Consider the following 21,884-nt stretch of genomic DNA (forward strand, 5'->3'; position numbering starts at 1 on the left):
ACGGAAAGGCAAATGACCATTACATCGGCCGTGTGAACCCGCACGCCCGCCCGGACGTCCGCCCGGGCGGGCAAGCGCGGCGGACCGCCGGGTCAAGGGAGGCGGCAGGTGCCGTAGTCGGACTTGGAGGGGTCGCTCTCGGACGTGCCGGTCAGCGTCAGCTTCGCCTTGCGCCGGGCGTCCGGCCCGGCCTTCGCCCACACGACGACGTCCGTGCTCTGCCCGTTCTTCGCGGTGGCCAGCTCGTTCGGCAGCCAGGTCGTCCAGCCGCCGCCGTCCACCGTCGCCTTCAGCCGGAAGACGTCGGAGCCGTAGACGCCGGAGCCGCCCTTGCCGTGGTTGCCGACGCGCATCGTGCACTTCGCCCAGCCGGACCCGGCCGGCTCGGCGCTGCCCGAGTCGACCTTGACGGCGCGGCGCTGCGTCCCGGCGCCGTCCAGCGACCGAATCGCGACCGTGTACGACAGGACGCCGTTCTTGTCGCGCCTGAGGTTCAGCACGTAGAAGTGCAGCCGGTTCGCCTGGTCGACGTACTCGAACTCGCTGCCCGAGCCCGTCCCGGCGTGGAACAGCGCGTCCGACAGCTGGCGGTAGTCGCCGATCGTCATCTTCTGCGGCGTGCCGTCCGGCAGGACGAAGTCGGTCTTGTCGATGTCCTGCGGGTTCGCGTCCTGGACCCAGATGAACGGCGCCCGGTCCTGGTTCTTGGTCTTCGCCAGCAGGACACCGGAGTCGGGCGTGAACGAGTCCATGCCCATCCGGTCGACGACCTCGAGGGTGTAGTTGTCGAACTTGCCGCCGTCGCACAGGGGGTCCGTGCCGGTGTCGCAGGCCGGCTCCTTGTCGCCGCCCGTGCCGAGCGCGAGGTTGACGCCCGCGAGGCCACCCTCGCTCGGCTCGGCGGACCGCGCCGTGATGGTCGCGACGACCGTGCCGTCCTGCGGGAGCGTGTCCCGGTTCAGCTGCAGCACCTTGCCGGCGTCGACGATGCCGAGCTTCAGCTTGTTGCGCAGCATGTGCTCAGCGCCCATGGACGCGCCGCTCACCGCCGGGATCGTCCACCGGCTGTGCGGGCCGCCCGGGCCGTTGAAGCTGCCGCGGCTCAGCATGTCCCACGGCCCGCTGTACGCGCGGCGCGGCGGCACCCCGTACGGGTTGTTGTAGTTGTCGCCGATGCCGAGGATGTGGCTGAACTCGTGCGCGAACACGGCCATCCCGGAGCTCTCCGCCTGCGTGGAGCTGCCGGTGACCGCGTTCGGCCAGATCGTCGCGCCCGCCTGCCAGGACGTCCAGTCCACGTACCGGGTCTTCACCCAGTTCGGCAGGCCCGGGTCGCCCGGCCCCCACTCGGCCGGGACGTCCTCCTTCGTCTGGAACTTCATCTGCCCGAACTCCTGCCAGGTGGACGACTCGTCCTGCCCGGCGCTGAGGAAGAAGACGAAGTCGAACTTCTTCGCGGTCTCCTCGCCGACGTCGGCGATCCACGCGGCGCGCGCGTCCGTGCGCAGGTCGCGGTTGCACGTGTCGCCGGCGGGGCAGCCGGTGCCGCCCTGCATGCCGTCGACGCCGTACTCGTGGTCCTTGGCGGGCATCCGGTAGGCGCCGAACGCGGTGAGGTCCACGCCGTAGCGGCCGCCCGAGTCCTCCATCCAGTACTCGTGCAGCGTGTGGCCGTGGTTGAGCGCCTCGGGCTTGTTGAGGAAGTCCTGGTAGAACTTGGCGACCTGGTCGCGCGGGACGTCGCCGACGGTGTTCGGGTTGCCGAAGATGGTGGAGTTCTTCGGCTGCGTGACCACGAACGGCTGGTTCGGGTAGTCGACCAGGACGACCGCGCCCTTGAAGTTCTTGATCGAGCCCTGGTGGGACGGGTCGGCCCACGACGTGCCGGGGACCGAGGCGTAGTCGTCCCAGGTCATCGTGTCGGGGAGCTCGTAGTTCTGCGGGTCGATGGGGCGCGGGCCGCCGGCCGCGTACGTGCGGGCGGACGGCTGGCTCCGCTGCCACGGCTGCGTCTGCGGCCAGTGCCGCATCTGCCAGGGGTTCGCGGTGGGCTTCGGGATCGGAGGCGTGGTCTGCGCGGCGGCCGGCACGGCCGCGAGGCCCGCGAGCAGCACCGTCGCCGTCACGGGCACCAGCAGCGTCTTCTTGGCGCGCATGTCTCCCCTGTCTCAGGTGGGTCACTGAGAACGTAAGGAGCACCGTTCCGGCGCGCTACGGCCTACTTATACGATCTTGCGGCGTTCGCCCTGGCATGTCACGCCGTGGCCGGTTCCGCACCAGGCGCTACAGGTTCGTTCTGCGACGATGGTCCTTACAGCAGCGAGCGCGTCGCGACGACGATGCCGTCCTCGTCGCTGTAGAGCCAGTCGCCCGCGCTGAACTCCACCCCGCCGAACGTCACCGGCGCGTCCACCTCGCCGGCGCCGTCCTTCGCGCTCTTGCGCGGGTTGGAGCCGAGCGCCTTCACGCCGAGGTCGAGCCCGCGCAGCGCCCGCACGTCGCGGACGGCCCCGTTGATCACCACGCCGGCCCAGCCGTGCGCCACCGCGGACGCCGCGATCATGTCGCCCATCAGCGCGGACGCCAGCGACCCCGCGCCGTCCACGACCAGCACCCGGCCCTCGCCCGGCGTGTTCAGCAGCCGCTTGACGAGCCCGTTGTCGCGGTGGCAGCGCACCGTCGACACCGGTCCCGCGAACGCCGCGCGGCCCCCGTACTGCCGGAACTGCGTCTCGCAGCTGCGCAGCTCGTCCCCGAAGTCGTCGATGAGGTCAGCGGTCGCGAAGTCCATGCCCGGCAGCCTACTGCCCGGTAACCGGGGCGGGCCCGCCGGACGGGGCGTCGATCGGGCGGCCGATCAGCCGGGACAGCACGATCGCGGTCTTCGTCGCCGTGATGTTGTCCTCGCGGCGCAGCCGTTCGAGGGCCTGCTCCAGATGCTGGATGTCGCGGGCCCGGACGTGCACCAGCGCGCTCGCGTCCCCGCTGATCGTGTACGCCGCCACCACCTCCGGATGGCCGCGCACGCTGGAGTAGATCTCCTCCGGGGACGTCGCGCCGGTGCAGAAGATCTCGATGAACGCCTCGGTCGTCCAGCCGAGCGCGGCCGGGTCCACAACCGCGGCGAACCCGTTGATCACGCCGTCCGCGCGGAGCCGGTCGACGCGCCGCTTCACCGCGGGCGCGGACAGCCCCACCTTGTCGCCGATCTGCGCGTACGAGGCGCGGCCGTCCTCCAGGAGCCGCGCAACGATTCGACGGTCCAGCTCGTCAAGACGCAACAAACAGCACCCCCAAAGTCGGTTTTCGTCATTGGTCGCCGGTAACCCCCGAACATACGCTGGATATGGACCGAGCGGCCACCCGCCGCGTCCGGCCCCCTCCCACTCGGCACCGGGTCCCCGCCCGGTGTCCCGGCGATGCCCGGCCCGACCGGCCGGACCCGAACGCGTAAAGGAGCGTCGTGACGGCGACCGAACAGCTGCGGGCGATGTCCGAGGAGCACAGCGCGCACAACTACCACCCCCTCCCGATCGTCGTCGCCGGCGCCGAGGGCGCCTGGCTCACCGACGTCGAGGGCCGCCGCTACCTGGACATGCTGGCGGCCTACTCCGCGGTCAACTTCGGGCACCGCAACCCGCGCCTCGTCGCGGCCGCGCGGCGGCAGCTCGAGCGGGTCACGCTGGTCAGCCGCGCGTTCGACCACGACCAGTTCGGGCCGTTCGTCACCGAGCTCGCCGAGCTGTGCGGCAAGGACATGGTCCTGCCGATGAACAGCGGCGCCGAGGCCGTCGAGACGGCCCTGAAGACCGCCCGCAAGTGGGGCTACGAGGTCAAGGGCGTCCCCGCCGGGGAGGCGAACATCATCACGTTCGAGGGGAACTTCCACGGCCGCACGACCACGATCGTCAGCTTCTCCACCGACCCCGACGCCAAGGACTCCTACGGCCCCTACACGCCGGGGTTCCGGACCGTCCCGTACGGGGACGTCGACGCGCTGAAGGCGGCCATGGACGCCTCGACCGTCGGCGTGCTGATCGAGCCGATCCAGGGCGAGGCCGGCGTGAACGTCCCGCCGAGCGGGTTCCTGCGCGCGGTGCGGGAGCTGTGCAGCGCCAACGGCACGCTGATGATCGCCGACGAGATCCAGTCGGGCCTCGGCCGCACCGGCACCACGTTCGCCGTCGAGCACGAGGACGTCGTTCCCGACGTCTACATCCTCGGCAAGGCGCTCGGCGGCGGCATCATGCCGGTGTCGGCCGTCGTCGCCGACCGGGACGTGCTCGGGGTGTTCAAGCCGGGCCAGCACGGCTCCACGTTCGGCGGCAACCCGCTGGCCTGCGCGATCGGCCGCGAGGTGATCGCGATGCTGCGGACCGGCGAGTACCAGGAGCGGTCCCGCGCGCTCGGCGCGCACATGCACGACCGGCTCGGCCGGCTCCCCGGCGACCTCGTCCGCGAGGTGCGCGGCCGCGGCCTGTGGGCGGGCGTCGAGCTGCACGGCCGGGCGCGTCCGGTCAGCGAGCGGCTGATGGAGCTCGGCGTGCTCGCCAAGGAGACGCACGAGACGACGCTGCGACTCGCTCCGCCCCTGGTCGTCGAGAAGGAGGACCTCGACTGGGCGCTCGACCAGCTGGAGGCGGCCCTCAAGGGCTGAGCCCCGCGCGGTAAAGAGTTACCCGCGATCCGCCTGTCCGCGACGGGCGCGCCGCGTCCGGCGGGAGGGTGTGCGCATGCACCAGAAGCCGCCCGCGCAGGACGCCACCGAGCAGGAGAAGCGGCCCGGCCGCCGACGGCGGCGGGTGCTCATCGGCTGCGGTGTGCTGGCGGCCGGCGCGCTGGTGCTGCTCGGCGGCGGCGCCTACCTGCTGGAGAACGCCTACAACGACGGCGTGAAGCGGATCAAGGGCGCGATGCCGGAGCGCAGCGGCCGCCCGGTGTCGACGGGCCGCGGCGAGAACTGGCTGCTGATCGGGTCGGACCGGCGCTCGGACATGCCGTCGATGGGCGCCCGGTCCGACACGATCATGCTGGTGCACCTGTCCGGGCGGGACGGCCGGGTGTCGGTGATCGCGCTGCCGCGGGACAGCTGGGTGCCGATCCCCGGGCACGGCAACGGGAAGATCAACGCGGCGTTCTCCTACGGCGGCCCGAAGCTGCTGATCCGGACGGTCGAGCAGCTCACGAGCGTGCGCGTCGACCACTACGCGGCGCTGGACTTCGGCGGGTTCGTGAAGATGACCGACGCGCTCGGCGGCGTGGACGTGACGGTCGAGAAGCGCACCTACGACCCGATGCACAACCGGGTCTGGCCCGCCGGGCACCAGCACCTGGACGGTGTGCAGGCGCTCGACTTCGTCCGGCAGCGCTGGAACCTGCCCGGCGGCGACCTCGACCGGATCAAGCGACAGCAGGCGTTCCTGCACGCGCTGGCCGACAGGGCGCTCGACACCCGCAACCCGCTGAAGATCGACCGGTTCATCCGGGCGGCGACGCACTCGGTGACCGTGGACGACTCGGTGACGGCGGGCACGCTGCGCGGGCTGGCCGCGCGGCTGCTGAAGACGCCGCTGATGGAGTACCTGACGGCGCCGGTCGACCGGTTCGCGTCGCGGGGCGGGCAGAGCGTGGTGCTGCTGGACAAGGCCGCGGGCGCCGAGCTGTTCGCCGACGTGCGGAGCGACCGGGTCGGCGACTTCGTGGCCCGCAACGGCGCCGCGAACTCTGTCGGTACCGTCCGCTAGAAACCTGTTGTGACCTGTACGGATAAGTCGGGCATCAAAACAATGTGACGACAGAGGTCTGGATGGATTAGTCTAAGTGGACTAATCGATTTCGACCAAGAAGGTCGCACCTTGTCCCGACCCCTCACACCGCTCGCGCTGACCGTGCTGCGCATGCTGTGCGGCGGGCCCATGCACCCGTACGAGATGCAGCAGCGGATCCGCGACTACGCCTACGACCAGGCCGTCAAGGTCACGCACGGCTCGCTCTACCACTCGGTGGAGCGGCTCGCGTCGGCCGGCCTGATCGAACCGCTGGAGACGGCCCGCGAGGGCCGCCGCCCGGAGCGGACCGTCTACGCGGTCACCAGCGCCGGGCGCGACGCCGCGCACATCCGCCTCGCCGAGCTGCTCGCCAAGCCCGTCGAGGAGTTCCCGCTGTTCGGCACGGGCCTGGCGTTCATCAACCTGCTGCCCGAAGCCGAGGTCGCCCGGCAGCTGCGCACCCGCGCCATCGCGCTGGAGGCGATGCTCGTCGGCCACCGGACGATCAACGACTCGCTGCGCAAGCGCGGCCTGGAGCGCTACAAGCTCCTCGACCAGGAATGGGCGATCGACCGGTTCCGCGGCGAACTGGAGTTCGTCCAGAACCTGGCCGACGACCTGGAGTCCGGGCGGCTCACCTGGGCCGACGACACCGGGGTGACCTCCTGCCACCCGCCCGACCAGCACGGGCACCTCACCGACCACCACGCACGCCACAACGACAAGGGGGCACCATGAGCAAGTGGCGCGGGAACCCATGGGCGATCCTGCTGACGCTCTCCCTGGGCTTCTTCATGACGCTGCTCGACCTGACGATCGTGAACATCGCGATCCCGAGCATGATCGACAAGCTGGACGCCTCGCTGGACGAGGTGCTCTGGGTGGTCAACGCCTACATCCTGGTGCTGGCCGTCCTGCTCATCACCGCCGGCCGCCTCGGCGACCTGTGGGGCAAGAAGAACCTGTTCATCGCCGGCGTGGCGCTGTTCACCCTGTCCAGCCTCGCGTGCGGCATCTCGCAGGACCCGGCCCAGCTGATCGCGGCCCGCGCCGTGCAGGGCCTCGGCGCCGCGCTGCTGATGCCGCAGACCATGTCGATGATCATCAGCGTGTTCCCGGCGGAGCGGCGCGGCACCGCGCTCGGCGTCTGGGGCGCCGTCGCGGGCGTGTCCACCATCGCCGGGCCGACCATCGGCGGCCTGCTGGTCACCAGCCTCGACTGGCGGTGGATCTTCTTCGTGAACCTGCCGATCGGCATCATCGTGCTGGCGATGGCCGTGCCGATCCTGCCCGCGCACATCCCCACCGTGAAGCACCGCTTCGACATCGCCGGCGTCGCGCTCGCCTCCGCCGGGCTGTTCTGCCTGACGTTCGCGCTGACCGAGGGCCAGAAGTACGACTGGAACGAGGGCATCTGGGGGCTCATCGCCGCCGGCCTCGGCCTCTTCGTGGTCTTCTACCTCTACCAGCGGACGCAGCAGGACCGCGAGCCGCTGGTGCCGTTCTCGCTGTTCCGCGACCGCAACTTCACGATCCTCAACTTCGTCGGCGCCGCCGTCTCCATCGGCATGATCGGCATGTTCCTGCCGATGACGATCTACATGCAGTCGGTGCTCGGCTTCAGCGCCCTCAAGGCCGGCCTCGTCATGGCGCCGTCCTCGGTGGTGTCGATGTTCCTCGCGCCCGTCGCCGGGAAGCTGTCGGACCGCATCGGCGGCAAGTTCATCCTGATGGGCGGCCTCACCCTCTACGCGATCGGCATGCTGTGGCTGGTGCTCGTCGCCGAGGTCGGGACGAGTTGGACCGCGTTCATCCCGGCTCTCGTCGTCGCCGGGTTCGGCATCGGCGGCGTGTTCGCGCCGATGGCCACCGAGGCGACCCGCAACGTGCCGCCCCGGCTCGCCGGCGCCGCGTCCGGCGTGAACAACACCGTCCGGCAGATCGGCTCGGTCCTCGGCAGCGCCGCGGTCGGCGCCGTCCTGCAGAACCAGCTCGCCTCGTCGCTCAAGGACGAGGCCGCGACCCGCGCGGCGGCCCTCCCGCCGGACGTGCGGCCCGGCTTCGTCAAGGGCTTCGCCGGCGCCGCCAAGGGCGGCCTGGAGGTCGGCGCGGGCCAGACCGGCACCCAGCAGAAGCTGCCGCCGGGCGTCCCGCAGAGCGTGGTGCACCAGGTCCAGCAGGTCGCCGGACAGGTGTTCTCGCACGGGTTCGTGCACGCGATGAAGCCGACGATGATCCTCCCGATCGCCGTCGTCCTGGCCAGCGCCGCCGCCTGCTTCGGCGTGAAGGGCTACCGCTCCACGCCCGCCACGGGCGCCGCGGACCCCGCCCCCGCCACCGTGAAGGGCTGACCGGACCGCGTTCCACATGCGGCGAGCCGCCGTCGTGGCCCCTGCCATGACGGCGGCTCGCCGCGTCTCAACGGTCGAGGCGGTGGTATTCGCCGCCGTAGAAGATCAGGGGCTTCGCGTCCGGGGACGGGACGTGCAGGCTCAGGACCTCGCCGACGACGATGCTGTGGTCGCCCGCGTCGTGGACGGCGTGCGTGCGGCACTCCAGGGCGGCGACGGCGCCCGTGAAGATCGCGGCGCCGGTGACCGGGCCGCGGACGTGGTCCCAGCCCTGCAGCTGGCCGTCGAGCATCCGGCCGCGGGTCGCGAACCACTGCGAGGCGTCCCGCATCTGCTCGCCCAGCACCGACACCGCCCACTCGCCGGCGTCCAGCGCCAGGTCGTGGAAGCGCGCGATCTTCTCCGGGCAGAACATCACCAGCAGCGGGTCCAGCGACACCGACGCGAACGCGTTCACCGTCATCGCGTGGTCGGCGCCGTCCACCACGCTCGTCACGATCGCGACGCCCGTCGCGAACCTGCCCGCCACCCGCCGGAAGAGCCCCGGATCCACGCTCGGGTCCACACGATCGCCGCTCACGAAGCGCACACCCTAGCGATCCCCCTACCCGCGGGTGCGCGCCGCCCTCCCGGTGAGCCACTGCCCCGCCGGGCCGGGCGACGGGACCCGCGCCACCGCGATTCCGGCGGCCACCATGCCGCCGACGATGTACACATACCCCGCGAGCGTTCCCGGAACGACCAGATCCCCCTCCGGCCGCTGCATCGACATCACGATCACCGCGACGCCCCACACCACCGCCGGCACCGCCGCGCCGATCTTGCCGCCCATCCCCCAGCCGGCCAGCCGCGTCATCGCGTACACCAGCGGCACCAGCACGATCGAGGTGACCGGCACGTCCCCGGCCGTCCACTCCTGGGCGTACGAGCCGACCAGGCCGAACACCCCGCCGAGCAGCCCGAGCGCCGCGTACGCCGCGCCCGTCACCAGCGCGTCCAGCGGGCTCTCGGCGCGGCCGCCCGCGCCGCCGGCCGCGGACGCGCCGCCCGCCGCGCCGGGCGGGAGATCGTCCTTGGCCAGGCTCACCCGTGCCTCGTCGTCCTCGTCCACGGCCTCAGCGTATCCAGCCGGTCAGGCGTCCGCGTCGTCCAGACCGGCGAACAGGTCGGTCTCGCGGCGGCCGGGGCCGACCGGGCCGAGCTCGCCCGCCTGCAGGATGAAGTACTCGGTGCCGAACGCCTGCTGCCCGAGGTTGTTCGACAGCGCGAAGAACGGCCCGGCCGCCTCCGGCGCCACCGTGATCTGGGTGCGGTGCGCGCGCAGCGCCGCCAGCTTGGCGGGCAGGTGCGCGCGGGCGTCCACGACCGTGGTGACCTGCCCGTCCGGCACACCGGAGCCCAGCTCGTCCAGCCCGGCGACCCGCGCGAACGGCAGCTTCGCCTCGCGCATCACCGCGATCGCCCGCGCCAGCACGGTCCGCGGGGTGGCGTAGGCGTAGAACTTCCTGGCCCGCCACGGCTCCTGCCCGTCCTCGAAGGACGGGTCGGCGGCCAGCTCGAACGCCCGCCAGGCGACGCGGTGCGCCTGGATGTGGTCGGGGTGGCCGTAGTTGCCGCGCTCGTCGTAGGTGACGATGACGTGCGGCCGGACGTCCCGGATGATCTTCGCGAGCTCCGCGCCGGCCTCGTCGACGTCGGCCTGCCAGAAGCTGCGCGGGTCGTCGTTGGTGGCGGTGCCCATCATGCCCGAGTCGCGCCACCGGCCGGGACCGCCGAGGTAGCGGTGGTCGCGCACGCCGAGCGCCGCGGCCGCCTCCGCCATCTCCCCGATCCGGTACTCGCCGAGGCGGTCCTCCTTGTCGGAGGCCAGATGGCGCAGCTCATCGGGGATGACCTCGCCCTCCTCGCCCAGCGTGCAGGTGACGAGACAGACGTGGGCGCCCTCGGCGGCGTACTTGGCCATGGTCGCCCCGGTCCCGATGGACTCGTCGTCCGGATGGGCATGGACGAACAGGATCCGCGGCTCCTTCATGGTCACGAGCCTACTCAGGGGTCGCGGGCACGGCGATGACCGCCCTGCCCGGGCGGCCCCCGGCCGTGCGGGCGGGCGCCCGTCAGCCGGAGCCGTCGCCGCCGCCACCGCCGCCACCGGTGCCGCCGCCTCCGGTGCCGCCACCGGAGGTGTGCGTCGGGTTCGTGGTCGGCGTGTGCGACGTCGGGGGCTCGCTGGTCGGGGGCTCGCTCGTCGGAGGCTCGCTGGTCGGGGCCTCAGTGGTCGGGATGCGGGTGGGCGCCGTGTGCGTGGGACGCGTCGGGCGGGTGTACGTGGGCCGCTCCGTCGTCGGCTCCTCGCTGGTCGGGCTGTCGGAGGCCGACGTGGAGTCCGAGACCGTCGGGGACGACCCCGGGTTCGGGGACTCGTTGTCGCCGCGGTTCGCCATGAACAGGCCCACGACCAGCGCCAGCACGGCGATCGCCGCGATCCCCGCGAAGATCGGCCACTTGGACCGGCGCTCCGGCTCGAAGTCGTCGTAGCCGGTGTGCCGGCCGCCGCCCCGGTACGGCGGCTGCTGGACGGGCGGCAGCGTGCCGGTGTAGTTCGCCGGCGACACCCGCTGCGTCTGCCCGCCGTGCGGCCCGGCCTGCGCGGCGCCGAACGCGGCGGCGGCGCCCGCGCCGGCGGCGAGCGTGGAGCCCTCCGCGAGCATCGTGGTCGCCTGCGCGGGGTCGTCCATCCGGGTCTGGCCGGCGCCGCCCGGCCCGCTGCCGATCAGCGCCATCATCAGCTGCTGCGCGGTGGGCCGCCGCTGCGGCTCCTTCACCAGGCACGCCGCGACGAGGCGGCGCAGGTCGGCGGGCACGCCCTCCAGGTACGGCGGCTCGTTCATCACCCGGTTGATCACCGCGACGACGGTGTCGTCGCCGAACGGCGGGTGCCCGGTCGCGGCGAACACCATCGTGGTCGCCCACGCCCACACGTCCACGGCCTCGGTGAGGGTGGCGCCCGCCACCTGCTCGGGGGCCATGTAGGACGGGGTGCCGATCGCCTTGGTGGCGTTGGTCTGGCCGGTGTCCAGCGCCCGCGCGATGCCGAAGTCGATCACCCGGGGGCCGTCCGGGGCCATGATGACGTTGTGCGGCTTGAAGTCGCGGTGCACGATGCCGGCCTGGTGGATCGCGACCAGCGCGGTCGCGGTGCCGATCGCGAGCCGGTCCAGCGCCGCGCCGGTGATCGGCCCGGTCTCGGTGACCTGCTTGTACAGCGACGGGCCCGGCACGTACTCGCTGGCGATGTAGGGCTGGTCGCCGGCGACGTCGGCCTCCAGCACCTGCGCGGTGCAGAACCGGGCGACCTGCTTGGCGGCCTGCGCCTCGCGGACGAACCGGTTGCGCGCGCCGGCGTCGGCGGACAGGTCGGCGCGCAGCAGCTTGATGGCGGCCCTGTTACCCGAGGCGTCGACGCCCGCGTAGACGACCCCCTGGCCGCCCTCGCCGAGCCGTTCGACGATCTCGTACGAGCCCAGCCGCCGGGGATCGCCCGGCTGCAGCTCCGGCATGGACCACTCCTTCAACGCCCGCGAGACAAAAGCTTGGGGAGGTCTTGAGCTTACGCGAGCGGGGCCATGCCCAAGGGCCGTTCCCCGGCCGCGATGACCGCCCGGAATCATAGGGGCAGGCACGGGCGCCGCGCCGCCGTTCGGGGAGGCTCGCGGGCTGGCAGACTCGGATGCCATGAGCATCAGCTATCCGCGGCAGAGCGCCCGCACCCGCCGTTTCACCCTCGGCGTCCCGCGCGCCTTCCAGATCGCGCCGGACGGGACGCGCGTGATCTTCCTGCGCACGAGGGCGGGCGACGATCCGGTGACCTGCCTGTGGACGCTGGACACCGGCACCGGCGAGGAGCGCCTCGTCGCCGACCCGGCCGCGCTGGACGTGCCGGGCGAGGAGAACCTGCCCGCCGAGGAGCGGGCCCGCCGCGAGCGCGCGCGCGAGCAGGCCGGCGGCATCGTCGGGTACGCCACCGACCGCGAGATGCGGCAGGCCGTGTTCACCCTGGGCGGGCGGCTCTACGTCGCCGACCTCGAAAGCGGGCAGGTCCGGGAACTGCCCGCGCAGGCGCCCGTGTTCGACCCGCGCCCCGACCCGGCGGGCCGCCGCGTCGCCTACGTGTCCGGGCGGACGCTGCGGGTGATCGAGATCGACGGCTCGGACGACCGGGCCGTCGTGCAGCCGGAGTCGGAGCAGATCTCCTACGGGCTCGCCGAGTTCGTCGCGGCCGAGGAGATGGGCCGGATGCGCGGCCATTGGTGGTCGCCGGACGGCGGGACCCTGCTCGTCGCCCGGGTGGACGAGACGCCCGTGCAGCGCTGGCACATCGCCGACCCCGCCAACCCCGACCGGACGCCCGCCGAGATCGCCTACCCGGCGGCGGGCACGCCGAACGCGATCGTGTCGCTGGTCCTGCTGAAGGTGGACGGCGGCCGGACCGGCGTCGCGTGGGACCGCGGCATGTTCCCCTACGTCGTCACCGCGTCGTGGGACCGGCACGGCCTGCTGATCGTGGTGCAGCCGCGCGACCAGCGGTCCCAGCGGGTGCTGCGGGTCGACCCGTCCAACGGGGAGACGTCGCTGGTGCACAACGAGCACGACCCGGTGTGGACCGACATCGTCCCCGGCCTGCCCGCGCACACGGGGACGGGCGACCTGGTGTGGGTCACCGAGGACCGCGAGACCGACACGCGCCGCATCACGATCGGCGGCAAGCCCGTCACGCCGGGCGGCCTGCAGATCCGCTCGATCCTCGGCGTGGAGGGCGAGTCGATCCTGTTCACCGCGTCGGAGGAGCCCACGGAGGTGCACCTCTACTCCTACGACGCGGGGGAGATCGTCCGGCTGACCGACGGGCAGGGCGTGTTCGGCGGGGTGCGGGCCGCCGGTGTGACGGTCGTCACGGGATCGCGGCTGGACCGTCCGGGCACCGAGGTCGAGGTGCGCGAGCCGTCCGGGATCCACCCGGTCGCGTCGCTCGCCGAGACGCCGGTGATCACGCCGCGGGTCGAGCTGCTGCGCGCCGGGGACCGCGAGATCCGCACCGCCGTGGTGCTGCCGACCGGCTGGAAGCCGGGCGACGGGCGGCTGCCCGTCCTGATGGACCCCTACGGCGGCCCGCACGCGCAGCGGGTGCTGGCCGTCCAGCGGGCGTACTGCGAGGCGCAGTGGCTCGCCGACCAGGGCTTCGCCGTGGTGATCGCGGACGGCCGCGGCACGCCGGGCCGCGGCCCGGTCTGGGACCGCGCGGTCCGCGGCGACTTCGTCGAGCCGGTGCTGGAGGACCAGATCACCGCGCTGATCGAGGCGGCGCGGCTGCATCCGGCGGCGCTCGACCTGGACCGGGTCGGCATCCGCGGCTGGTCGTTCGGCGGCTGGCTGGCGGCCCTCGCCGTGCTGCGCCGCCCGGACGTGTTCCACGCGGGCATCGCGGGCGCGCCCGTCACCGACTGGCGGCTGTACGACACCCACTACACCGAGCGGTACCTCGGCCACCCCGACGAGGAGCCGGAGTCCTACGCCGCGAACTCGCTGATCGAGATGGCCGGCGACCTGAAGCGCCCGCTGATGATCATCCACGGGCTCGCCGACGACAACGTGGTCGCCGCGCACACGCTGCGGCTGTCGTCGGCGCTGCTGGCCGCCGGCCGCCCGCACACCGTCCTGCCGCTGTCCGGCGTCACCCACATGACCCCGCAGGAGGTCGTGGCGGAGAACCTCCTCCTGGTCCAGGTCGAGTACCTCAAGACGGCCCTGGCCCGTTGAGTGCGCGGCGTGCCGCCCTCATGAGCGATGCCATGGGGGCGGCACGCCGCGATTGATCGTCTACGGGCCGTGCCACGACGTCCAGAGGGCGGCGTATGAGCCGTTCTGGGCCAGGAGCTCGTCGTGGGTGCCGAGCTCGGTGATGCGGCCGTCCTCCACGACCGCGACGCGGTCGGCGTCGTGCGCGGTGTGCAGCCGGTGCGCGATCGCGACGACGGTCCGGCCGTCCAGCACGGCGGCGAGCGTGCTCTCCAGCCGGCGGGCGGCCCGCGGGTCGAGCAGCGACGTCGCCTCGTCCAGCACCAGCGTGTGCGGGTCCGCGAGGACGAGCCGGGCCAGCGCGAGCTGCTGCGCCTGCGCGGGCGACAGCGTCGCGCCGCCCTCGCCGACCTCGGCGTCCAGGCCGGGGCCGTCCCAGTCGACGGTCGCGAGGACGTCGCGCATCCGGGCGTCGGACGCGTCCGGGCGGGCCATCGCCAGGTTCTCGCGGAGCGTGCCGCGGAACACGTGGTGCTCCTGCGTGACGAGCGCGACGTGGCCGCGCAGGTCGTCGAGGGGCAGCTCGACCAGCGGGACGGGGGCGTCCGAGCCGACCGTGACCGCGCCGGAGCGCGGGCCGTCGATCCCGGCGAGCAGGCGGCCCAGCGTGGACTTCCCGGCGCCGCTCGGCCCGACCATCGCCAGCCGCTCGCCCGGCCGCAGGTCGAGGTCGACGCCGTGCAGGACGTCGCGGCCCGTCCGGTAGGAGTAGCGGACGTCCCGCGCGTTGAGCCGCTCGCCGTCCGGGCGCCGCTCGCCCGGCTCCCGGTCCGCCGGGACGTTCCCGACGCCGAGCAGCCGGGCCAGGGACGCGCCGCCGAGCTGCAGCTCGTCCAGCTTGGACAGCAGCATGTCGACCGGTTCGATCAGCTGCTGGACGTACAGGGTCGCGGCGGTCACCTGCGCGAGCGAGGCCATCCCGTGCGCGTAGAACAGGCCGCCGAACAGCAGCGTCGTCGCGACCGGCAGCACGAACCCGAACTCGGCGACGGGGAACAGCACCGTCCGCAGCCGCAGCGTGTACCGCTCGGCGGCGTAGCTGCGGGCGATGTCGGCGTCGCCGCGGGCCCGCCGGCGGTCGGCGAGGCCGAACGCCTCGACGGTCCGGGCGCCGTGCACGGTCTCGGCGAGGCCGTCGGCGATCAGCGCCCAGGAGGCGTTCTCGCGCAGGTAGCCGTCCCGGCAGCGCGGCAGGTACCAGCGCATCACGCCCCACAGGATCGGGACGGACACCAGGCACGGCAGCGCGACCAGCGGGCCGTTGAGCAGCAGCGCGCCGAAGGTGAACGCGCCGACGACGATCGCGACGAGGGTCTCCGGGACCGCCTCGCGCAGCGACGAGCCGAGCGTGTCGACGTCGCGGGACGCGCGGGTGACGAGGTCGCCGGTGCCGGCCCGCTCGACCGCCGACAGCGGCAGCCCGAGCAGCCGGTCGACGAACTCCTCGCGCAGCTCGGCGAGGACGCGCTGGCCGAGCCGCGCGGAGGTGAAGTAGGCGTACCGGGTCAGCACGCCCTGGACGATCACGAAGCCGGCGATGGCGAGCGCGGTGGTGTCGATGTGGGCGGTCCCGTCGCGGACGCCCTCGACCAGCTCGCCGAGCAGCCGGGGCGCGACGAGGCCGGCGACCGCGGCGAGCCCGTGCAGCGCCAGCGTGCCGGCGAGGGCGCGGGGATGCCGCAGGGCGACGCGCCGCGCGTACGCCCGCACCTGCGCGGGCTCCGCGACCGGCAGGATCTCGGTGCTCACGTCGTGCCCTTCCGTACTGCGGTCCTGATGGTCCTGTGGTTCGGTATCGCGGCCGGGTCAGCGGCGCGCGGGCGCCTCGCCGCGGGTGACGGCCGCGGCGTAGCGCGGCTCGGCCCGCAGCAGGTCGCGGTGGGTGCCCTCCGCGACGACCCGGCCGTCCTCGACGAACGCGACGTGCGCGGCGCGGTCCAGCATCAGCGGGCTGGTCGTGCACACGACCGTGGTGCGGCCGGCGCGGGCCTCGCCGAGCCGTTCGGCGATGCGCGCCTCGGTGTGCGCGTCGACGGCGCTGGTCGGCTCCACGAGGACCAGCACCTCGGGGTCGGCGGCGAGCGCCCGGGCGAGCCGGAGCCGCTGCCGCTGCCCGCCGGAGAACTCCCGTCCCGCCTCGGCGACGTGCCGGTCCAGGCCGGACGCGGCGGCGATGTCCTCGGCGGACGCCGCGCGCAGCGCCGCGTCCAGGACGGCCGGCGGCGTGCCGGGCGGCGCGAGGGCCTCGGCGAGGGTGCCGGAGAACAGCCGGTCCTCGTTGACCGCGACCAGCACGCGGCGGCGCAGCCCCGCGACCTCGCGCAGCGGCACGCCGGCGAAGTCGACGTCGCCGGGCGCGTACCGGCCGAGCCGGTCGGCGATGGCCTGCGCGTCGCGCGGCTGCGCGGCGGCGATCGCGGTGACCCGCCCGGGCCGCACCACCAGGCCGGACGCGATGTCGACGAGCTCGGCGGGCCCGGCCGGGCGGGCGGTGCCGCCGTCCGGGTCCGGGGCGAGGTCGAGCAGCCGGACGACCCGCCGCGCCGCCACCAGCCCCTTGGTGATCTTGCCGGCGGCCTCGCCGATCGTGCGCAGCGGGACGATCAGGAACACCGCGTAGCCGTAGCAGGCCACGAGGTCGCCGACGCCGATCTCGCCGCGCGCGACGTAGTGCGCGCCGGCCCAGGTCACGGCGGCGATCAGCAGGCCGGGCAGGAGCACCTCGGCGCCGGAGATCCGGGACTCGGCGCGGGCCGCGGCGACGCCCGCGTCGCGGACCCGGCCGGACAGGCCCCGGTACCGGCCGGAGAACAGCCGCTCCCCGCCGATGCCGCGCAGGATCCGCAGCCCCTCGACGAGGTCGGTGGCGCGGCCGTTCAGCTCGCCGACGAGCTCGCGGTGCGCCTCCTCGCGCTCGCGGAACGGGCGCAGCAGCGGCGCGGCGAGCAGCAGCACGAGCGGCACGCCGACCAGCACGATCAGCCCGAGCTTCGGCGCGGTGGCGAGCAGCACGACCGCGACGACGACGATCGCGACGACGGCGCCGGAGCCGCGGCACACGATGTCGACGACGTCGCCGAGGTGCGCGACGTCGGACAGGCCGATGCTGACGACCTCGCCCGCGCCGAGCCGCTTCGGCAGCGTCGCGCCGAGCCGCGTCGCGTGCCGGGTGACGATCTGGACGGTCCGATAGGCCGACGACAGCCAGAGGAACACCGCCCGCCGGTGCCTGAGGATCCCCGTCGCGGCCTGCACGCCGCCGAGGGCGAGCAGCGCGCCCGTCCAGACGAGCAGCGCCCGGTCGTCGCGCCCGGCGACGCCGTCGCCGATGGCGCGGCCGATCGCGGCGGGCATCAGCGCCTGGCTGAGCATCCAGCCGACGCCGAACAGCGCGCCGACCAGCACGCCCCGCCATTCGGCGCGCAGCAGCCACAGCAGGTACCGGGCGGGGGATCCGTGGTCGGGGCTGCCTGGATCTTTCTCCGGCAACGGGTTCACCGAACGAAGATATGCGGCGGGCCCCGCCGCGATCGAACGATTTTTCCGGGGCGCGCGGCCCGCCCCGGGGCCGCCGGGCCGGCGCGCCGGAGGGGGTTTCCGGACCGTCCGGGACCCGCCCTGCGGACGATCACAGGGGTGCGCGGGGACGGGCGGACACGCTAAGGTCGGAGGGCACGGAGCGAGGTCCCTCCCGCTCCTCGAGCCGGGACTCCGGCGGCTAAGCAGAAGCCGCTCCCCCGGTGCGGCCCGGCCCTGGCGTCCTGCCCCGCGCAGGAATAACCGGAACGGTCCGGCCGTTGCCAGTGCCGTCGCCAGCCCCGACTTTTCCGGAAGCTTAGTGAGCACTATCAGTCACCAGACGCATCCCTTCACGCCAGGGGCCGAGGACAGGGTCGACCTGCTCCTCATCGACGACGACCCCTCCGACGTGCTGATGGTCGAGAAGATGCTCGGCGACAGCGGCCTGGACGCGCTGATCACCGTCGCGGCGGACCTGCCGACCGCGCGGCGCCGGCTGACCCGCCGCACCCAGTGCATCATCGTGGACCTGTCGGCGCCGGGGATCGACCGGCTGGACGGGCTGCGCCAGGTGCTGGACATGTCCGGGACGGCCGCGGTGGTGGTGCTGACCGGGCTGGACGACGCGGGCCTCGGCGTCCGCGCGGTCGCCGCCGGCGCCGAGGACTACCTGGTCAAGCAGGAGGTCGACGGCCCGCTGCTGGCCCGCGCGGTGCGCTACGCCATCGAGCGCAAGCGGTCGGAGGAGACCGAGCGGCGGCTGGTGGAGGCGCGCATCCTGGGCCGCGAGAACGCGCGGCTGGAGCGCGGGCTGCTGCCCGTCCCGCTGATCGACGACCCGTCGCTGCGGCACCACACCCGCTACCGGCCGGGCCGGCGGCGGGCGCTGCTCGGCGGCGACTTCTACGACACGGTGCAGACCGAGGGCGGCGCCGTCCACCTGATGATCGGCGACGTGTGCGGGCACGGCCCGGACGAGGCGGCGCTCGGCGTGCAGCTGCGGATGGCGTGGCGGACGCTGGTGCTGGCCGGGCACACCGGCGAGCAGCTGCTCGGCACCCTCGACACGGTGCTCGGGCACGAGCGGCGCAGCGAGGAGATCTTCACCACGCTGTGCATGATCACGATCGCGCCGTCGCGGCGGACCGCGCGGATGCACCTGGCCGGCCATCCGGCGCCGCTGCTGTTCCGCGACGGGCCCGACGGCGGCTTCGAGGTCGCGGCGCTGCCGGAGTACGCGCACGGGCCGGCGCTCGGCCTGGTGCCGGGCGCGGAGTGGCCGACGACGGAGATCGACCTCGGCGAGTCGTGGGGGCTGATGCTCTACACCGACGGGCTGATCGAGGGGCGGGTCGGGACGGGCTCGGCCCGGCTCGGCACCGACGGGCTCGTCGAGCTGGCGCGCGCGGCGCGCGGCAAGGGCGTCACCGGGCGGTCGCTGATCGACGAGCTGGTGACCGAGGTGGAGAACCTCAACGGAGACGCCCTGACCGACGACCTGGCGGTGCTGCTGCTGTCGCGGGAGGCCACGGCGGTGTGACGGCGGCCACAGCGGCGTCCTGACCGCACACCGGCGGCAGTGGGTCAATGTCGCCTGCGTCACTGATCGGGCGGGTTCCCGGACGCGCTGTGAAGTCACTCACGATCATGAACGGCCGGGGAGGCGGGGAGGCCCGTCCCGGCTCGGTTCATAGCCTGCGGCTATCGGATTGAGTGCGCTGATGACTTGGCGCTCTTGTCCAAATTGGACATACCGTTCGCGACGTGGCTATAGCGATACCTGCGATCTACCGATCGACCGTCGGCAAGAAGGCCGTCATGGCCGTGACCGGCGCAATCCTGGTGCTGTTCCTGATCGCGCACATGATCGGGAACCTGAAGATCTTCCTCGGCGCGGGGGACTTCGACCACTACGCGCACTGGCTGCGCACGATGGGCGAGCCCGCCGTCCCGCACCGGACGCTGCTGACGATCCTGGAGATCGTGCTCGTCGTGTCGGTCGTCCTGCACATGTGGTCGGCCATCTCGCTCGGCAAGCGCGCCGCGCACGCCCGCCCGGTGAAGTACCAGTCGAGGAAGAAGTCGCACGCGCAGGGCTACGCCACCTACACGATGCGGTACGGCGGCATCGTCGTCGCGCTGTTCATCATCTGGCACCTCCTGGACCTCACCTTCTTCGCGGTGAACCCGCTGGGGTCCGACGCCACCCCCTACGACCGGGTCATCGCCGACTTCGACGGCTCCCGCTGGTACATCACCGTCTGGTACGTCCTCGCGGTCCTGCTGGTCGGCCTGCACCTCAACCACGGCATCTGGAGCGCGTTCCAGACCCTCGGCCTGCGCAGCCCCCGCAGCAACGGCGCGCTGCGCGTGCTCGCCGGCGGCGTCGCCGGGGTCGTGACCCTCGGCTTCATCGCCGTCCCGATCTCCGTCACCTTCGGATGGGTGAGCTGACATGAGCGACAGCTTCTACAAGTCCGGCGAGCCGATCGCCGACGCCAAGGCGCCCAAGGGCCCGATCGAGGACCGCTGGACGACGCGCAAGTTCGAGGCCAAGCAGGTCAACCCGGCCAACAAGCGCAAGAAGAAAATCATCATCATCGGCACCGGGCTGGCGGGCGGCTCGGCCGGCGCCACCCTCGGCGAGGCCGGCTACCACGTCCAGCAGTTCTGCTTCCAGGACAGCCCGCGCCGCGCCCACTCGATCGCCGCGCAGGGCGGCATCAACGCCGCGAAGAACTACCGCAACGACGGCGACAGCGTCTACCGGCTGTTCTACGAGACGGTGAAGGGCGGCGACTTCCGATCCCGGGAGTCGAACGTGTACCGGCTCGCCGACATCTCCCGGCAGATCATCGACCAGTGCGTCGCGCAGGGCGTCCCGTTCGCCCGCGAGTACGGCGGCCTGCTCGACAACCGCTCGTTCGGCGGCACGCAGGTGTCCCGCACGTTCTACGCCCGCGGCCAGACGGGCCAGCAGCTGCTCCTCGGCGCCTACCAGGCGCTGATGCGGCAGGTCGACGCCGGGAACGTGGAGCTGTACCCGCGGCACGAGATGCTCGACCTGATCATGGAGAACGGGCGGGCGCGCGGCGTCGTCGTCCGCAACCTGATCAACGGCGAGATCAAGCACTACACCGCCGACGCGGTCGTGCTGGCGTCCGGCGGCTACGGCAACGTGTACTTCCTGTCCACCAACGCGATGGGCTCGAACGTCACCGCGTCGTGGCGCGCGCACCGGCACGGCGCCCTGTTCGCCAACCCGTGCTACACCCAGATCCACCCGACCTGCATCCCGGTCAGCGGCGACCACCAGTCGAAGCTGACGCTGATGTCGGAGTCGCTGCGCAACGACGGCCGCGTCTGGGTGCCGAAGAAGGCCGGCGACACCCGCCGGCCGTACGACATCCCCGAGGACGAGCGCGACTACTACCTGGAGCGCATCTACCCGTCCTTCGGCAACCTGGTGCCCCGCGACATCGCGTCCCGCGCCGCGAAGAACGTCTGCGACGAGGGACGCGGCGTCGGCCCCGGCGGCCTCGGCGTCTACCTCGACTTCGCCGACGCGATCGAGCGGCTCGGCCGCGACAAGGTCGAGGCCAAGTACGGCAACCTCTTCGAGATGTACGAGCGCATCACCGGCGAGAACCCGTACGACACGCCGATGCGCATCTACCCCGCCGTGCACTACACGATGGGCGGGCTGTGGGTCGACTACGACCTGGAGTCGACGATCCCCGGCCTGTTCGTGATCGGCGAGGCGAACTTCTCCGACCACGGCGCGAACCGGCTCGGCGCGTCCGCGCTGATGCAGGGCCTCGCCGACGGCTACTTCGTGCTGCCGAACACCATCAACGACTACATCGCCCGCAACGCCCTCCCGCCCGTCGACGAGAAGGCGATCGCCGAGGCCGAGGAGCGGGTCACCTCCCGGATCGAGAGGTTCCTGTCGATCGACGGGGACCGCTCCGTCGACTCCTTCCACCGCGAGCTCGGCCACATCATGTGGGAGTACTGCGGCATGGAGCGCACCGAGGAGGGCCTGCGCAAGGCCCTGGAGCTCATCCCGGCGCTGCGGGACGAGTTCTGGACGCGCGTCAAGGTCACCGGCAAGGGCGAGGAGCTGAACCAGCAGCTGGAGAAGGCCGGCCGCGTCGCCGACTTCTTCGAGCTCGCCGAGCTGATGGTGATCGACGCCCTGCACCGCACCGAGTCCTGCGGCGGCCACTTCCGCGCCGAGAGCCAGGACGAGGACGGCGAGGCCAAGCGCGACGACGACAACTTCGGTTACGTCGCCGCCTGGGAGTGGGCCGGCGAGGGCGAGCAGCCCGTCCTCCACAAGGAGGAACTGAACTTCGAATACGTCCACCCGACGCAGAGGTCGTACAAGTAA

General features: G+C 72.8%; 17 protein-coding genes. 8 read left to right on the forward strand and 9 right to left on the reverse strand.

Going from position 1 to position 21,884, the window contains the following annotated elements; translation table 11 throughout:
* Positions 1-92 precede the first annotated feature (92 nt).
* The 3 genes from AB0C78_RS12175 to AB0C78_RS12185 form a co-directional block, all read right to left on the reverse strand.
* Positions 93-2,156, reverse strand: a complete 2,064-nt coding sequence (locus tag AB0C78_RS12175) for a M6 family metalloprotease domain-containing protein (RefSeq protein ID WP_360745735.1) — start codon at positions 2,154-2,156, stop codon at positions 93-95.
* Between the two features lie 155 nt (positions 2,157-2,311).
* Positions 2,312-2,791, reverse strand: coding sequence for a ribonuclease E activity regulator RraA (gene rraA / locus AB0C78_RS12180; protein ID WP_360745738.1), 480 nt, complete (start codon positions 2,789-2,791; stop codon positions 2,312-2,314).
* Between the two features lie 10 nt (positions 2,792-2,801).
* The gene (locus AB0C78_RS12185) at positions 2,802-3,281 is read right to left on the reverse strand and encodes an Lrp/AsnC family transcriptional regulator (protein WP_151541524.1); all 480 of its coding nucleotides are present in this window, start codon (positions 3,279-3,281) and stop codon (positions 2,802-2,804) included.
* A 182-nt stretch (positions 3,282-3,463) separates the two neighbouring features.
* Here AB0C78_RS12185 and rocD point away from each other — a divergent pair, with 182 nt between their 5' ends.
* The 4 genes from rocD (at position 3,464) to AB0C78_RS12205 (ending at position 8,119) form a co-directional block, all read left to right on the forward strand.
* Positions 3,464-4,657: an ornithine--oxo-acid transaminase gene (gene rocD, locus AB0C78_RS12190; RefSeq protein ID WP_360745740.1), complete on the forward strand. Its 1,194-nt coding sequence runs from the start codon at positions 3,464-3,466 to the stop codon at positions 4,655-4,657.
* 76 nt (positions 4,658-4,733) lie between these two features.
* Positions 4,734-5,744 (forward strand): LCP family protein, encoded by a 1,011-nt coding sequence (locus AB0C78_RS12195; RefSeq protein WP_360745743.1) that lies wholly within the window; start codon positions 4,734-4,736, stop codon positions 5,742-5,744.
* A 111-nt stretch (positions 5,745-5,855) separates the two neighbouring features.
* Entirely contained in the window at positions 5,856-6,506 is a 651-nt protein-coding gene (locus tag AB0C78_RS12200; protein ID WP_360745745.1) for a PadR family transcriptional regulator, read from the forward strand.
* Entirely contained in the window at positions 6,503-8,119 is a 1,617-nt protein-coding gene (locus AB0C78_RS12205; RefSeq protein ID WP_360745748.1) for a DHA2 family efflux MFS transporter permease subunit, read from the forward strand. Before AB0C78_RS12200 ends, AB0C78_RS12205 begins: the two co-directional genes overlap by 4 nt.
* Positions 8,120-8,186: 67 nt before the next feature.
* Here the strand turns inward: AB0C78_RS12205 and AB0C78_RS12210 are convergent, their stop codons facing one another.
* From AB0C78_RS12210 to AB0C78_RS12225, 4 genes are all read right to left on the reverse strand, one after another.
* A complete protein-coding gene (locus tag AB0C78_RS12210) occupies positions 8,187-8,699 on the reverse strand; it encodes a flavin reductase family protein (protein WP_360745751.1) in 513 nt (170 codons plus the stop codon).
* A gap of 24 nt (positions 8,700-8,723) precedes the next feature.
* The gene (locus AB0C78_RS12215) at positions 8,724-9,230 is read right to left on the reverse strand and encodes a DUF6113 family protein (protein ID WP_151541529.1); all 507 of its coding nucleotides are present in this window, start codon (positions 9,228-9,230) and stop codon (positions 8,724-8,726) included.
* A 21-nt stretch (positions 9,231-9,251) separates the two neighbouring features.
* Positions 9,252-10,151 carry an N-acetyl-1-D-myo-inositol-2-amino-2-deoxy-alpha-D-glucopyranoside deacetylase gene (gene mshB / locus AB0C78_RS12220; RefSeq protein WP_360745755.1) on the reverse strand — a complete coding sequence of 300 codons (900 nt, stop codon included), beginning with the start codon at positions 10,149-10,151 and terminating at the stop codon, positions 9,252-9,254.
* Positions 10,152-10,233: 82 nt separating this feature from the next.
* Positions 10,234-11,676, reverse strand: coding sequence for a protein kinase (locus AB0C78_RS12225; protein WP_360745758.1), 1,443 nt, complete (start codon positions 11,674-11,676; stop codon positions 10,234-10,236).
* A 175-nt stretch (positions 11,677-11,851) separates the two neighbouring features.
* Here AB0C78_RS12225 and AB0C78_RS12230 point away from each other — a divergent pair, with 175 nt between their 5' ends.
* Positions 11,852-13,933 (forward strand): prolyl oligopeptidase family serine peptidase, encoded by a 2,082-nt coding sequence (locus AB0C78_RS12230; protein ID WP_360745761.1) that lies wholly within the window; start codon positions 11,852-11,854, stop codon positions 13,931-13,933.
* 60 nt (positions 13,934-13,993) lie between these two features.
* On the opposite strand, the gene AB0C78_RS12235 is transcribed toward AB0C78_RS12230, so the two are convergent.
* Complete coding sequence (locus AB0C78_RS12235; protein ID WP_360745764.1) at positions 13,994-15,721, reverse strand: ABC transporter ATP-binding protein; 1,728 nt, start codon at positions 15,719-15,721, stop codon at positions 13,994-13,996.
* Between the two features lie 57 nt (positions 15,722-15,778).
* Positions 15,779-17,470 carry an ABC transporter ATP-binding protein gene (locus AB0C78_RS12240; protein WP_360745768.1) on the reverse strand — a complete coding sequence of 564 codons (1,692 nt, stop codon included), beginning with the start codon at positions 17,468-17,470 and terminating at the stop codon, positions 15,779-15,781.
* A gap of 340 nt (positions 17,471-17,810) precedes the next feature.
* On the opposite strand from AB0C78_RS12240, the gene AB0C78_RS12245 reads away from it, so the two are divergent.
* From AB0C78_RS12245 to AB0C78_RS12255, 3 genes are all read left to right on the forward strand, one after another.
* Positions 17,811-19,031, forward strand: coding sequence for a SpoIIE family protein phosphatase (locus AB0C78_RS12245; protein ID WP_360745771.1), 1,221 nt, complete (start codon positions 17,811-17,813; stop codon positions 19,029-19,031).
* A gap of 224 nt (positions 19,032-19,255) precedes the next feature.
* Entirely contained in the window at positions 19,256-19,945 is a 690-nt protein-coding gene (locus AB0C78_RS12250) for a succinate dehydrogenase cytochrome b subunit (RefSeq protein WP_360745773.1), read from the forward strand.
* Between the two features lies 1 nt (position 19,946).
* On the forward strand, positions 19,947-21,884 hold the full coding sequence (locus AB0C78_RS12255; RefSeq protein ID WP_360745776.1) for a fumarate reductase/succinate dehydrogenase flavoprotein subunit: 1,938 nt from the start codon (positions 19,947-19,949) through the stop codon (positions 21,882-21,884).

Source organism: Actinomadura sp. NPDC048394 (assembly GCF_040651755.1).
GTDB classification, from domain to species: domain Bacteria; phylum Actinomycetota; class Actinomycetes; order Streptosporangiales; family Streptosporangiaceae; genus Spirillospora; species Spirillospora montaniterrae.

Excerpts from the sequence above, each read along its gene's own strand:
- AB0C78_RS12225 (WP_360745758.1), bottom strand. The coding sequence starts at position 11,676 with ATGCCGGAGCTGCAGCCGGGCGATCCCCGGCGGCTGGGCTCGTACGAG.
- AB0C78_RS12195 (WP_360745743.1), top strand. The coding sequence starts at position 4,734 with ATGCACCAGAAGCCGCCCGCGCAGGACGCCACCGAGCAGGAGAAGCGG.
- AB0C78_RS12205 (WP_360745748.1), top strand. The coding sequence starts at position 6,503 with ATGAGCAAGTGGCGCGGGAACCCATGGGCGATCCTGCTGACGCTCTCC.
- rraA (WP_360745738.1), bottom strand. The coding sequence starts at position 2,791 with ATGGACTTCGCGACCGCTGACCTCATCGACGACTTCGGGGACGAGCTG.
- AB0C78_RS12255 (WP_360745776.1), top strand. The coding sequence starts at position 19,947 with ATGAGCGACAGCTTCTACAAGTCCGGCGAGCCGATCGCCGACGCCAAG.
- AB0C78_RS12230 (WP_360745761.1), top strand. The coding sequence starts at position 11,852 with ATGAGCATCAGCTATCCGCGGCAGAGCGCCCGCACCCGCCGTTTCACC.
- mshB (WP_360745755.1), bottom strand. The coding sequence starts at position 10,151 with ATGAAGGAGCCGCGGATCCTGTTCGTCCATGCCCATCCGGACGACGAG.
- AB0C78_RS12175 (WP_360745735.1), bottom strand. The coding sequence starts at position 2,156 with ATGCGCGCCAAGAAGACGCTGCTGGTGCCCGTGACGGCGACGGTGCTG.